Below are 13,021 nucleotides of genomic sequence, written 5' to 3'. Positions count from 1 at the left end.
CGAGCCTGCTCGCGAAAGCTTTATATCAGCTGACGTATACGTTGGCTGACACACCGCTTTCGCGAGCAGGCTCGCTCCCACAGTTGATGGGGGGGTTGGTTAGACGCGGAACTGGTCCATCAGGCTCTGCTGTTGATTGGCCAGGCGATTGAGCGACTGGCTTACCCGCGCCGACTCATTGGCTTGCCCCGACAGCGATTCGGTGACGTCGCGGATGGTCGCCACGTTGTGGTTGATTTCCTCGGCCACGGCGCTTTGCTCTTCGGCGGCGCTGGCGATTTGCAGGTTCATGTCGCTGATCACGGTGACCGCGTCACCGATCTGCTGCAGCGCCGTCACGGCCTGGCCAACCTGTTCGACACTGTCCTGGGCCTGGCGGTGGCTGTTGCCCATCGAGCCGACCACGTCCTGGGTGCCGCTTTGCAGTTGTTCGATCACCAGGCGGGTTTCTTCGACCGACTCCTGGGTGCGGCGCGCCAGGTTGCGCACTTCGTCGGCCACCACGGCAAAACCGCGCCCGGCTTCACCGGCACGGGCGGCTTCGATGGCGGCATTGAGGGCCAGCAGGTTGGTCTGTTCGGCAATGGCGCGAATTACTTCCAGGACCGAACCGATTTTCTCGCTGTTGGCCGCCAGGCCTACGACCTGGACCATTGCCGCGCTCATGTCGGCGGCGAGGTTGTCGATGCTGGTGGTGGTGCGGTCGATCACGGTCAGGCCCTGGCGGGTGGCCTGATCGGCATCCCGTGCCGCCTGTGCCGCTTGGGCGGCGCTGCGGGCGACGTCCTGGGCGGTGGCACTCATTTCGTGGGAGGCGGTCGCCACCTGGTCCACCTGGCGGTATTGCTGCTCCATGCCGGCGCTGGTCTGGGTGGCAATGGCGGACGACTGGTCCGCCGTGCCGCGGGCGTCCTGTACCGAGCGCTTGACCTCGGCAATGATCGGTTGCAGCTTGTCGAGGAAACGGTTGAACCAGCCAGCCAATTGCCCCAGCTCATCCTGCTTGTCATAGGCCAGGCGGCGGGTCAGGTCACCTTCGCCACTGGCGATGTCCTGGAGCATGTGCGCCACGCCGAGAATTGGCCGGGTCACGCTACGCGCCATCAGCCAAACCAGCAGCAAGCCGATCAGCGCCGCGAGGATGCCCAGGCCGAGTTCGGTCAGCGTGCCGGCGGTGTTGCTGTCATCCAGTTGTTTTTTCAGGGCCTCAGCCGGGCCGACGAGGACTTTTTCCGGCACATCGAGCAGCACGCCCCAGGCTTTGCCGCCGGGAATCGGCTGGAACGGCGCCAGCACTTTCAATTGCTGATGGCTGTGCAGGCTGGCGGTCTTGCTGTTGGTGGTGAGCATGTGCATCAGTTCGGCGCCGGTGGTGGTGTCCACCGCTTCCAGGCGCTGACTGAGTTTGCTGGCATCCAGGCTGTAACCGGCGAGCAGACCGGCCGGGCTGACGATGCTGACGCTGGTCTGGCCGTCATAGAGCTTCTGGCTTGCGCTCTGGCTGATCGCCTGCAGGCTGTTGAGGTTGATGTCCACCGATAGCGAGGCGATGACCTTGCCATTGACCATCAGCGGGAAAACGATGCTGGTCATCAGCACGTTCTGTCCGTCGATCATATAAAAGTACGGCTCGATCACGCAGGGTGCGAGGCGGATGCGCGGGCAGGTGAACCAGGCGTTGGCCGGTTCGCCGCTGGGGCCGGTGCGCGTGTCGGCGATGTCGCTTTCGGGCAGCGCCATGGACGTCACCTTGCCCGGTGTCGGTTGCGACCAATAGAGGGCGAAACGGCCCTTGTCGTTGCTCCCCAGTTCGGCCTGGCCGCTGAACAGATCGTCCTTGCCGTCCAGTGCGTTGGGTTCGAAAACCAGCGATAGGCCCAGCAGCTCGGGGTTGGCTTGCAAGGCCGACTTGACCTGGCGGGTCAGGTCTTCGCGCAGGTCGAAGGCATCGAGGAATCGCTTTTCCGCCTGCTCGCGCAGAAACAGCACCTGGCGCGAAAAACCGTGGCCATATTGATAAGCGTCCATGAACTGCTGGCGGATCATCAGCGCCTGGTTTTCACCCTGGGACTCGATCCGGGCCTGGGCGGCTTCGGTCAGCATCTCCATGCTCGAGGCTTTCACCAGTGCGGAGCTATGCTCCATGCGATACAGCGAAAGACCCACCAGCAGGGTCACGATGCCCGCCAGGCATAACCCGGCCAACAGGGTGATTTTCCATTGGATGGAAAGTTGTCTGAGCGACATGGACGCGTCCTTATTCGATAAATATCTGCGACTTTGCTCTGTAACGGCCGCGATCGGCCTTTCTTTACGCCGCCCCACAAATATCGAATTATCCCCTGTAGGAGCTGCCGAAGGCTGCGATCTTTTGACTTTCAACCTCCTTGAAGGCGCTGAAGATCGAAAGATCGCAGCCTTCGGCAGCTCCTACAGGTGCAGTGTTGGCTTTGACAAGGCGGCAGCCGTCCGGCAAAGTGCGCGCCCTCTAATAAAACCCATTCCTTTATCCGTAGACGGCGCTCGCAGACTGCCGGCCGGACTCTTTTCGCTTGCCCAGAGGTAACGACAATGAATGCAGTAATTGCCGCGGTCGGCATCATGCTGATACTCAGCCTGTCCCGCGTGCATGTGGTAATCGCTCTGATCGTGGGGGCGCTGGTTGGGGGGCTGACCGGTGGCCTTGGCATCGACGCGACGCTCAAGGCGTTCAACAGCGGCCTGGGCGGTGGGGCAACGGTGGCATTGTCCTATGCGTTGCTCGGCGCGTTTGCGGTGGCGATTGCCAAATCCGGACTGGCCCATGCCTTGGCGGACAGGGCCTTGGCGATGGTCGACCGGCAGCATGCCAGTGGCGGTGGCCAGGTCAAATGGCTGCTGATCGGCCTGTTGTGGATCGTGGCCATCGCTTCCCAGAACATCCTGCCGATTCACATCGCGTTCATTCCGTTGCTGGTGCCGCCGCTGCTGTATGTGTTGACCCGGCTGCAACTGGATCGTCGATTGATCGCCTGCGTCATGACCTTCGGCCTGATCACCCCGTACATGTTCTTGCCGGTGGGCTTTGGCAACATTTTCCTCAATGAAATCCTGCTGGCCAACGTCGCCCGCAGTGGCGTCGATATCAGTGGCATCAACGTGACCCATGCCATGGGTATCCCGGCACTGGGTATGTTCGTGGGCCTGCTGATCGCGTTTGTCAGTTACCGCAAGAAGCGCGTCTACGACCTGGAAAAGATCGAGCAGGTCGAGCAGGTCGCGGTGCAGTACAACCCCCTGAGCCTGATTGTCGCTGGCGTGGCGATTGCCGCGGCATTCATCATTCAGTTGCTGCTTGATTCGATGATCATTGGCGCGTTGGTGGGCTTCCTGATTTTTTCGGTGTCGGGCATCGTCAAGTGGCGCGACACCGATGACCTGTTCACCGAAGGCATGAAGATGATGGCGATGATCGGTTTCATCATGATTGCCGCTTCCGGTTTTGGCGAAGTGATCAAGGCCACCGGGCAGGTGCAGACGCTGGTCGAGACCTCGGCCTCGTGGATCGGCCACAGCAAGGCCGTCGGTGCCTTGCTGATGTTGCTGGTCGGGTTGTTGGTGACCATGGGGATTGGTTCGTCATTTTCCACCGTGCCGATCCTGGCGGTGATATTCGTGCCCTTGTGCGTGCAGCTGGGCTTCAGCCCGATTGCCATCGTGTCTATCATCGGGACCGCAGGTGCATTGGGCGACGCCGGATCACCAGCGTCGGATTCGACCCTGGGCCCGACCTCTGGACTGAACATCGACGGTCAGCATCACCACATCTGGGACACCGTGGTCCCGACTTTCCTGCACTACAACCTGCCATTGCTGGTGTTTGGCTGGATAGCGGCGATGGTGCTCTGATTTCACCCATCGCCTCGCCAGCAAGCCGGCTCCTACAGGTCCCAATAGGGGACTTCGCCAAAGCATTCGACAAAGAAGTCGATCACCGTCCTGACTTTCACCGACAGGCGGCGGCTGCCGGGCCAGAGCACGGCGATCTGCTGCGGCTCAAGGCTGTTGGAGACCTGGTAGTCCCCCAGCACCGGCACCAGCGTGCCGTTGCGCACCGCCTCGCCGATCAACCATGACGGAAACATCACCAGCCCCAGGCCCTGCACGGCGGCCTGGGTCAGGGTGTCGGCGTGGTTGCCGGTGATCGGCCCTTTCACCGCATAGGGGGTCCATGGCAGCTGGCCTTTGCGGAAAAACCAGCGTTGCAGGCCTGCCACCCCTTTGTAGGCCAGGCATTGATGGGCGGCGAGATCGTCAGGGTGTCGCGGCGTGCCGTAGCGTTGCAGGTACGCCGGGCTCGCCGCGACCTGAAAGCGCTGTGGTGCCAGTATTCGCCCCTGCATGCTGGAGTCGTGCAGGGGGCCGATGCGAAACAGCAGGTCGGCGCCTTCCTGCAGGGGGGCGACGTAGCTGTCGGTCTGCTGGATATCCAGTTGCAGTTTCGGATAACGCGCGCACAACTGCCCCAGCCACGGGGTCAGATGCCGCTGGCCGAACACCACCGGCGCGTTGATCCGCACCAGTCCGCTCGGCTCACTTTGCTGTTCCTGCAGGGCCTGTTCGGCTTCTTCCAGTTGCACCAGTACCAATCGCGCGTGTTCTCCCAGCAGCCGTCCGGCCTCGGTCGGCGTGACGGCGCGCGTGTGGCGGTAAAGCAATTGCTGGTTCAGGGCCTGTTCCATCAACTGGATCTGGCGGGAAATCGAAGAGGGCGCCACGCCCTCGCGGCGGGCTACTTCGGAAAAGCTGCCGTGGTCGAGCACCGCGACAAATAGCCGGAGTGCCTTGAAACCCAGTTCGTTGAGGCCGTGCATCGTTAGTCCTGCTGTGCGCGTTGCGCAAAAGTGTTGTCCAGATGCTCCCATTTATCGCACAGAAGTGACAATCGATAATGCGCGCCATGTTTCCTTGAACGGAGTTTTACCGTGCAGTCTTCTTCTCTCGACAGCGTCGCTGCCGTTGCAACGCCGACCGCTCGGCCAGGGCTGCGCCTGTTGCTGCTGCCCCTGGTGATCCTGGCGGGCATGGGCCTGTCCGTGGAGGCCGGGTTGCTGGGGCCGTTGGGCATTCAGGTCGGTCATTTATGGGCGACCTTGAGTATTTTTGGCGTCGGCTCGGCGATTCTGTTTTTCCTGTTGCTGCTCAGCGGCCCGCAACAGGGCCCGGCGCTGAGCCAATTACCGCGCTGGCAATTGATCGGCGGTTTTCTCGGGCCGGTCTATGTCGTGGTGCTGACGCTGGCCACACCGCACATCGGCATTGCGATGACGATGATCGCGATCCTGTCCGGGCAGGTCGGCAAAAGTGTGCTGATCGACCATTTCGGCTGGTTCGGTACCACCCGCAAGAAAGTCAACGCTGAGCGCTGGCTGGCCTTGCTGCTGATTGTCGCGGCACTTGTCCTGATTGCACGGGGTTGATGATGAGTCTGATTATTTTGTTGGCGCTGGTCGTGGCGGCCGGTGCGATCCTGAGCGTGCAGGCGGCGATCAACGGGCGCCTGGGTGAAACGGTTGGCGTGTTGCGCAGCAGTTTGCTCACTTTCGTGGTGGGGACGGTGCTGACCGGGCTACTGATCGTATTTTTCGAACCGGCTCACGCCGTGAGCCTGCTGGACGTGCCGAAGTGGCAGCTCGGCGGGGCGCTGTTCGGTGTGGTCTACATGATGGTGATGGTGGGGGCGGTGCCACGGGTGGGCACGGCGGTCGCGACGGTGGCGGTGATCGTCGGGCAACTGGGGATGGGGATGCTGATCGATAATTTCGGCTGGCTGGGCAATCCGGCGATCGAGTTGTCGGGGAGTCGGGTGCTGGCGATGGTGCTATTGGGCCTGGCCCTGGTATTGATGTATCGCAGCAGCAGTCGGGTAACGGGTTGAACGCTTGAGGCGGCCTGCCTCCTGATCAACTCCTACACTGGTACAACGGGCTGCTCATCCAGCCCGCCGACGACCACTGCCAAAGGAGTCTGCGCCATGACCGATGAAAAAAGCATCTGTGACTGTCCGAAGTGCAACTGCAAGCTCGGTGAACATCCTGTCGTGCGTCACGGCAAGCATTACTGCTGTGAAGCCTGTGCCAAGCACCACGAGCACGGCGAAGAGTGCGCCCATCAAGGCTGCAAGTGTGCGCACTGATCCTTGTGCACAGGAACGTGGGGCCTAGTCGGGCTCCACTTCCAGTTTCAGGCTGTCGTCATCCTGCCGTTCGCTGTGGCGCACGGTGCCCGCCAGGCGTCGGCCATCGACCCTGACCACCACCGTCTTGGCCTGCTCCAGATCTTCCGGCAAGGGCGCCGGGACTCTCACTGCAAAGCGCGTCGGATCACCTTCGACCTGTTCCAGGCCGACCCGGCATTCGGTGCTGCGGGTGACGCGGCCGAACAACGTATCCAGACCGTAGTCCAGATGTGCAGGGCTGCTGACGAGTGTCGAAGTCATTTTCTTCCCCCCAATCCTGATCGCTGCCCGGCTAGCCGGCCGGGCGCCACTTGACGTTCTCCACGCCGAATTTTTCTGCCATCGGTTTGCTGGTCTTTTGCACTTTTTCACGGCCAAAGCGAGGGATGCGTCCAACCCCCGCGTCGCAGCTTGCCCAATGCCAGGCCTCCGCGTTGTCCATTTTGTCCAGACGGATGATGAACGACTTGGGGACGCCATGAAGAGTGTATTCAATGACGAACAGTTTTGCGTTGTTCATAGAGCCTTTGTTCCTCCCTGTTGTACATAGAGGGATCTTTGGGCGCTGGGAAAATTCATTCGGATTGTCCGACGGTGCATGTCATCCGCGCATTCCGGCAGGCGGCGCCCACTTGGGCAGTGGCGGCTCTGGTAGAATCGGCCCCATTGATCCCAAGAGGTGCCCCCATGAGCGAGCCGATCCGCCTGACCCAATACAGCCATGGTGCTGGTTGTGGCTGCAAGATTTCCCCCCAGGTGCTGGAAGTGATTCTGGCCGGCAGCGGGGCGCAGAATCTTGATCCGAAACTGTGGGTCGGCAATGCCTCGCGTGATGACGCGGCGGTTTACTCCATCGATGAGGAACGTGGCGTGGTGTCGACCACCGACTTTTTCATGCCGATCGTCGATGATCCTTTCGATTTTGGCCGCATTGCCGCCACCAATGCCATCAGCGATATCTACGCCATGGGTGGCGATCCATTGATGGCGATCGCGATCCTTGGCTGGCCGGTCAATGTGCTGGCGCCAGAGATTGCCCGGGAAGTGATTCGCGGCGGGCGCTCGGTGTGCGATGAGGCCGGGATTCCCTTGGCGGGCGGGCATTCGATCGACGCACCGGAGCCGATCTTCGGTCTGGCCGTCACCGGTTTGGTGCAAAAGCGCCACATGAAGCGCAATGACACGGCCACGGCCGGTTGCCTGTTGTACCTGACCAAGCCCCTGGGCATCGGCGTGCTTACCACGGCCGAAAAGCAGGGCAAATTGCGCAGTGCCGATGTGGGCCTGGCCCGCGACTGGATGTGCACCCTGAACAAACCCGGCAGCCGTTTTGGCAAGCTGGACGGCGTTACCGCAATGACCGATGTCACCGGTTTCGGCCTGCTTGGGCACCTGGTGGAAATGGCCGATGGCAGCGGCCTCACCGCCCGCATCGACTATGAACGGGTGCCACGCTTGCCGGGCGTCGAGTATTACATCGACCAGGGCTGTGTGCCGGGTGGCACATTGCGCAATTTCGACAGCTATGCGAGTAAGCTCGGGCGCCTCCAGGAGCTGCACAAGCGCGTGCTGTGCGACCCGCAAACCAGCGGTGGCCTGCTGGTTGCCGTGACGCCCGAGGGCAACGCCGGCTTCCTCGCGGTCGCCGCCGAACTGGGACTGAACCTGACGCCAATCGGTGAACTGGTCGAGCGACAGAGCCGCGCGGTCGAGGTGTCGTGATGCCCGTCGACTGTACTGATTACCGCGACATTTTTCTCAACGACCGGCCAATGATGGACGCTCGTGCGCCGGTCGAGTTTCTCAAGGGCTCGTTTCCCGGCGTGGTCAACCTGCCGCTGATGAATGATCAAGAACGGCAGCGTATCGGTACCTGTTACAAGCAACACGGGCAGCAGGCGGCGGTTGAGCTGGGCCATCAGTTGGTGTCCGGCACCCTCAAGGCCGAGCGCATCCAGGCCTGGGCGGATTTTGCCCGGGCCCATCCTGATGGCCTGTTGTATTGTTTTCGTGGTGGCCTGCGCTCGCAGATCGTCCAGCAATGGCTCAAGGACGAGGCGGGCATTGACTACCCGCGAGTAGGCGGCGGCTACAAGGCCATGCGCACCTTCTTGCTGGGAACCCTGGACCAGGCCGTGGCCCAATGCGATTTCGTCTTGTTGGGCGGCATGACCGGCACCGGTAAAACCGAGCTGCTCACGCAACTGGACAACGGCCTGGACCTTGAGGGACATGCCAACCATCGCGGTTCCAGTTTCGGCAAGCGCGTAACTGCCCAGCCGTCGAACATCGACTTCGAAAACCGCCTGGCCGTGGACGTGCTGAAAAAGCGTGCCCGCGGTTTCGAACAGTTCGTGCTGGAAGACGAAAGCCGCGCGGTCGGCAGTTGTGCACTGCCACTGCCGCTGTACCAGGGCATGCAGCAGTTCCCGATGGTCTGGCTCGAAGACAGCCTGGAGGGGCGGATCGAGCGAATCCTGCGCGATTACGTGGTGGACCTGTGTGCAGAGTTCATCGCGGTGCATGGCGAGGAAGGTTTTGCGCTGTTTTCCGAGCGCTTGCTGGCGAGCCTGGACAATGTGCAAAAGCGACTGGGCGGCGAGCGGCACCGGCGCATGCTGATCCTGATGGAAGAGGCTTTGGCCGAGCAAGGGCGCAATGGTGCGGTAGATTTGCACCGGGGCTGGATCGAGGGCTTGCTGGTTGAGTATTACGACCCGATGTATGCCTTTCAGCGGGAGAAGAAAGGGGCGCGGATCGAGTTTGCCGGGGAGCGGGGGGCGGTGTTGGAGTATTTGCGCGAGCGGGGCATTCAGCGCGGGTGAGGGTGGTCTTGCCGGCCCCTTCGCGAGCAGGCTCGCTCCCACAGTAGATCTTCAATAAACGCCGAATTTGTGTACGCCGAAGATTTACCGTGGGAGCGAGCCTGCTCGCGAAGGCGTCCTATCAGGCACCCCAAAATCAGGTCGGGCAACTCTCCTGCCCGTTATCCAGCCCCTGCTTGTAGCTATGGCTTTGCAAGCTGGCCTTGCCGTTGTGCCAGGTCAGGGTCAGCACGTACAGCGAGTCATAGTCGCTCGATTCCCAGTCCTCGGTGATCTTCTGTTTCTTGCCGACGGCTTCACCGGCGACCTTGTTGATCAGTTCTGGCAGATAGCCGTGGGACCAGGCCGTATAGATGACCGAGTTGTGGTACTTGTCGTGGAGCAGTTCATCGGCCAGGTCACTGGTGTCGTTGGCCGAGAAGTTGATGTTCACCGGCAAACCGAGCTTGATCGCGCTGGGGCTGATGGTCATCAAGGGGCGGATGTAGCTGTAGGAGTTGTCCAGTTCGCCTTCCTCGACATTGCGCGTCGGGTTGGCGGCGAACACGTAGTCGGCCTTGCCGAATTTTTCTGGCAGCAGGGTGGCCAGGTCGATGGCGCGGTTCAAGCCCTGGCAATTGAGCTGGCCCAGGCCGCCCTCGGGCTTTTCCGCATGGCGCAGGAACACCAGGGTCTGGGTGCCATCCACCGGCTGGGCGCGGCTTTCGCTGGACTCCAGCACCAAAAACAACGTGCTGGCTGCCAGCAAGGCGGGCAGGAGCAAATACGCACGATGTTTAAAGTGTCGGGTGAATTTCAAGGGATTGATCATTGAATAAAAGGTTCTTCAGCGCATTGGGTTAAGGCTGACAAACCTTTGCACCGCGACTTTCCTGCGTCGGGTGTTTTCCATGTCGTGGAGCCGTTCCGTATCAAAGGGACATTACTCAGAGTCCCCTGAAGCCCGTTTGGTTCGATTCCGGCCGAGAGCGCAGCACTCTACCGATAACCTTTGGCGGGTTGCAGCAAAGGTTATCGACAGGATGTTGCGAAATTATGGACACCCTACACGAGCGGGTAGACAAACACAGTTATCTCGCTTGATCTTGACCATCAGCGATAATCATGGCGCCAGGCGCCGCAGTCCGGGTCATCTCCTTTATGATCGGCATTCTCAATTTCTCGTGGAGGCTCCCATGACCGATTTGTCTGCGTTCCCCATCACCCGCAAATGGCCGGCACGCTACCCTGAGTGGATTCAACTGTATTCCTTGCCGACCCCCAATGGCGTCAAGGTTTCGATCATGCTCGAAGAGATCGGCCTGCCCTATGAGCCCCATCGCGTCGGCTTCGACACCAACGACCAGCTGTCGCCCGAGTTCCTGTCGCTGAACCCGAACAACAAGATCCCGGCCATTCTCGATCCCCATGGTCCGGACGACCAGCCGTTGCCGCTGTTCGAGTCCGGGGCGATCCTGATCTACCTCGCCGACAAGAGCGGGCAATTGCTGGCCCAGGAAACGGCGGCGCGCTACGAGACCATTCAGTGGCTGATGTTTCAGATGGGCGGCATTGGCCCGATGTTCGGCCAGCTCGGTTTCTTCAATAAATTCGCCGGCAAGGACTACGAAGACAAGCGACCGCGTGACCGCTATGTCGAGGAAAGCCGACGCCTGCTCAGTGTCCTCGATGCACGCTTGCAAGGGCGCGACTGGATCATGGGCGAACGCTATACCATCGCCGATATCGCGACCTTCCCGTGGGTGCGCAACCTGATCGGTTTCTATGAAGCCGGCGACCTGGTCGGCATCCAGAACTTCCCCAACGTCACGCGGGTGCTGGAGAAATTCCTGGCGCGGCCGGCGGTCAAGCGCGGGCTGGAAATCCCCAAGCCAAACGATTCGATCTGATCAGGACCAGGGACGGCCATGCATTCATTCAATTTCAAGCAAGTCGATGTCTTCAGTCGCGTACCACTCAAAGGCAATCCGTTGGCGGTGGTGTTTGCTGCCGACAAGCTGAGCGATGAACGCATGGCGGCGTTCGCGACCTGGACCAATCTCAGCGAAACCACGTTCATCCTGGAGCCGCAGGATCCCCGTGCCGATTATCGGGTGCGGATATTCACCACCCTCAAGGAGTTGCCATTCGCCGGACATCCGACCCTGGGCACTTGCCATGCCTGGCTTGAAGCCGGCGGTGTGCCCAAGGGCGAAGAGATTATCCAGGAGTGCGGTGTCGGCCTGGTGCGGGTTCGTCGGCAGGGCGCGGAGCTGGCGTTTCTCGCTCCGCCACTGCTCAAGACCGGGCCGGTGGACGCCAGTCTGATGGCGCGTGTGTGCTTGGGCTTGGGGCTGGAGCCGCAGGCGATTGTCCGCGCGCAATGGGTTGATAACGGTGCGGGCTGGCTGGCGGTGATGCTCGCGGATCGCCAGCAAGTCCTGGACTTGCGACCGGACCATTCGCACATGCTTGGCCTCGCCGTGGGTGTCATCGCGCCGTGGCATGCGGAACGCGATGGCGATGAAGCGCAGTTTGAAGTCCGCGCATTCATCTCCGGTGACGGTATGCCCGAGGATCCGGCCACGGGCAGCCTCAACGCCGGGATTGCCCAATGGCTGCTCGGTGAAGGGCTGGCGCCGGCCCGCTACGTGGTCAGCCAGGGATTGACGATGGGCCGCGCGGGGCGCATCCAGGTGGAACAGGTGGGGGATGAAATCTGGATCGGCGGGGCGGTGGTGACCTGTATCGACGGCACGCTGGCCCTTTGATTGACCCGACCTTTGCAGGAGCGATTATTGCGGGTGCGGTAAGGGTAATTTCTCCCGGTTGATTTGTGCCCTGCACCTTGCAGGGCATAAGCTTTTCCCCCTCTACGACTTTCATCTTGTTTTTCGTTTTTTGAGGCATCTCCATGTCCAGTCAGTTCCCCGAAGCACGCCCACGCCGTCTGCGCCGCAATGCAAGCCTGCGCAGTCTGTTCCAGGAAACCGAGTTCAGCTTGAACGACTTGGTACTGCCGATTTTCGTCGAAGAAGAAATCGACGATTTCGTGCCGATCAAGAGCATGCCCGGTGTGATGCGCATTCCGGAATCGAAGCTGGCGGGGGAGATCGAGCGATATGCCCGTGCCGGGATCAAGTCGGTGATGACCTTTGGCGTGTCCCATCACCTGGACAGCAATGGCAGCGACACCTGGAACGACAATGGCCTGGTGTCGCGCATGTCGCGCATCGCCAAGGACGCCGTGCCGGAAATGATCGTGATGTCCGATACCTGTTTTTGTGAGTACACCGACCACGGGCATTGTGGCGTGATGCACAACCTTGAGGTCGATAACGACCAGACCCTGCTCAACCTCGGCAAACAGGCGGTGGCTGCTGCCCGTGCCGGTGCTGACGTGATTGCCCCATCGGCCGCCATGGACGGGCAGGTCCAGGCTATTCGCCGGGCGCTCGATGCCGCCGGGTTCACCCAGACGGCGATCATGGCCTATTCGACCAAGTTCGCCTCGGCGCTCTACGGACCGTTCCGCGAAGCTGGCGGCAGCGCGCTCAAGGGCGATCGCAAAAGCTACCAGATGAACCCGATGAATCGTCGTGAGGCGGTGAGGGAGTCGCTGCTGGACGAACAGGAAGGCGCCGATGCGCTGATGGTCAAGCCGGCCGGAGCGTACCTCGACATCATCCGCGACATTCGCGAAGCCTCGCGCCTGCCCTTGTCGGCGTATCAGGTGAGCGGGGAGTACGCGATGATCAAGTTCGCCGCACAGGCCGGGGCTATCGATGAAGATCGCGTGGTGCGCGAAAGCCTGGGCGCCATCAAGCGGGCCGGGGCTGATCTGATTTTCACGTATTTTGCGATGGACCTGGCACTGGCGGGGATCTGAAAACAACCACAACCCTTGTAGGAGCCAGGTTTGCCGGCGAAGAACGATGACGCGGTCTAGGGGTACATATCCATTGCTGCGGTTACGGCCTCCTATGGTTTCGCTCTTACA

The 13,021-nt window shown here is 61.1% G+C and carries 14 protein-coding genes and 1 pseudogene; 9 read left to right on the top strand and 6 right to left on the bottom strand.

Annotation, left to right across the window (positions count from 1 at the left end; translation table 11 throughout):
* Positions 1–99 precede the first annotated feature (99 nt).
* Positions 100–855 (bottom strand): methyl-accepting chemotaxis protein, encoded by a 756-nt coding sequence (locus PG5_RS35425; RefSeq protein WP_371106618.1) that lies wholly within the window; start codon positions 853–855, stop codon positions 100–102.
* Between the two features lie 102 nt (positions 856–957).
* Positions 958–1,104 (bottom strand): annotated as a pseudogene (locus PG5_RS35420) (HAMP domain-containing protein); the annotation flags it as partial.
* Between the two features lie 1,467 nt (positions 1,105–2,571).
* Between PG5_RS35420 and PG5_RS22570 the strand changes: the two are divergent.
* Positions 2,572–3,888, top strand: coding sequence for a Na+/H+ antiporter family protein (locus tag PG5_RS22570; RefSeq protein WP_020799446.1), 1,317 nt, complete (start codon positions 2,572–2,574; stop codon positions 3,886–3,888).
* Between the two features lie 32 nt (positions 3,889–3,920).
* Here the strand turns inward: PG5_RS22570 and PG5_RS22565 are convergent, their stop codons facing one another.
* Positions 3,921–4,853, bottom strand: a complete 933-nt coding sequence (locus PG5_RS22565; RefSeq protein WP_020799445.1) for a LysR family transcriptional regulator — start codon at positions 4,851–4,853, stop codon at positions 3,921–3,923.
* A gap of 111 nt (positions 4,854–4,964) precedes the next feature.
* Between PG5_RS22565 and PG5_RS22560 the strand changes: the two genes are divergently transcribed.
* The 3 genes from PG5_RS22560 to PG5_RS22550 all read left to right on the top strand — a co-directional run bounded on the left by PG5_RS22560 (position 4,965) and on the right by PG5_RS22550 (position 6,175).
* Positions 4,965–5,459: a DMT family transporter gene (locus tag PG5_RS22560; protein WP_020799444.1), complete on the top strand. Its 495-nt coding sequence runs from the start codon at positions 4,965–4,967 to the stop codon at positions 5,457–5,459.
* The gene (locus PG5_RS22555) at positions 5,459–5,917 is read left to right on the top strand and encodes a DMT family transporter (protein WP_020799443.1); all 459 of its coding nucleotides are present in this window, start codon (positions 5,459–5,461) and stop codon (positions 5,915–5,917) included. The genes PG5_RS22560 and PG5_RS22555 overlap by 1 nt, the downstream gene beginning before the upstream one ends.
* Positions 5,918–6,013: 96 nt before the next feature.
* Positions 6,014–6,175 (top strand): Prokaryotic metallothionein, encoded by a 162-nt coding sequence (locus PG5_RS22550; protein WP_020799442.1) that lies wholly within the window; start codon positions 6,014–6,016, stop codon positions 6,173–6,175.
* 24 nt (positions 6,176–6,199) lie between these two features.
* On the opposite strand, the gene PG5_RS22545 is transcribed toward PG5_RS22550, so the two are convergent.
* Both PG5_RS22545 and PG5_RS22540 read right to left on the bottom strand, forming a co-directional pair.
* Positions 6,200–6,478: a hypothetical protein gene (locus tag PG5_RS22545; RefSeq protein WP_020799441.1), complete on the bottom strand. Its 279-nt coding sequence runs from the start codon at positions 6,476–6,478 to the stop codon at positions 6,200–6,202.
* 31 nt (positions 6,479–6,509) lie between these two features.
* Positions 6,510–6,737, bottom strand: coding sequence for a DUF6555 family protein (locus PG5_RS22540; RefSeq protein WP_020799440.1), 228 nt, complete (start codon positions 6,735–6,737; stop codon positions 6,510–6,512).
* Between the two features lie 167 nt (positions 6,738–6,904).
* On the opposite strand from PG5_RS22540, the gene selD reads away from it, so the two are divergent.
* Together selD and mnmH are read left to right on the top strand one after the other, a co-directional pair.
* Positions 6,905–7,939 carry a selenide, water dikinase SelD gene (gene selD / locus PG5_RS22535; protein ID WP_020799439.1) on the top strand — a complete coding sequence of 345 codons (1,035 nt, stop codon included), beginning with the start codon at positions 6,905–6,907 and terminating at the stop codon, positions 7,937–7,939.
* Entirely contained in the window at positions 7,939–9,042 is a 1,104-nt protein-coding gene (gene mnmH, locus PG5_RS22530; RefSeq protein ID WP_020799437.1) for a tRNA 2-selenouridine(34) synthase MnmH, read from the top strand. Before selD ends, mnmH begins: the two co-directional genes overlap by 1 nt.
* Before the next feature lie 136 nt (positions 9,043–9,178).
* On the opposite strand, the gene PG5_RS22525 is transcribed toward mnmH, so the two are convergent.
* Entirely contained in the window at positions 9,179–9,853 is a 675-nt protein-coding gene (locus tag PG5_RS22525) for a hypothetical protein (RefSeq protein ID WP_020799436.1), read from the bottom strand.
* Between the two features lie 364 nt (positions 9,854–10,217).
* On the opposite strand from PG5_RS22525, the gene PG5_RS22520 reads away from it, so the two are divergent.
* From PG5_RS22520 to hemB, 3 genes are all read left to right on the top strand, one after another.
* A complete protein-coding gene (locus tag PG5_RS22520; protein ID WP_020799435.1) occupies positions 10,218–10,931 on the top strand; it encodes a glutathione binding-like protein in 714 nt (237 codons plus the stop codon).
* An 18-nt stretch (positions 10,932–10,949) separates the two neighbouring features.
* Positions 10,950–11,792, top strand: a complete 843-nt coding sequence (locus PG5_RS22515) for a PhzF family phenazine biosynthesis protein (RefSeq protein ID WP_020799434.1) — start codon at positions 10,950–10,952, stop codon at positions 11,790–11,792.
* Positions 11,793–11,935: 143 nt separating this feature from the next.
* The gene (gene hemB, locus PG5_RS22510) at positions 11,936–12,910 is read left to right on the top strand and encodes a porphobilinogen synthase (protein ID WP_020799433.1); all 975 of its coding nucleotides are present in this window, start codon (positions 11,936–11,938) and stop codon (positions 12,908–12,910) included.
* Positions 12,911–13,021 lie beyond the last annotated feature (111 nt).

It is taken from the genome of Pseudomonas sp. G5(2012) (assembly GCF_000408945.1).
Lineage (GTDB): Bacteria > Pseudomonadota > Gammaproteobacteria > Pseudomonadales > Pseudomonadaceae > Aquipseudomonas > Aquipseudomonas umsongensis.
The sequence above is the reverse complement of the archived record's forward strand: the minus strand, read 5'-3'. Positions and strand labels throughout refer to the sequence as shown.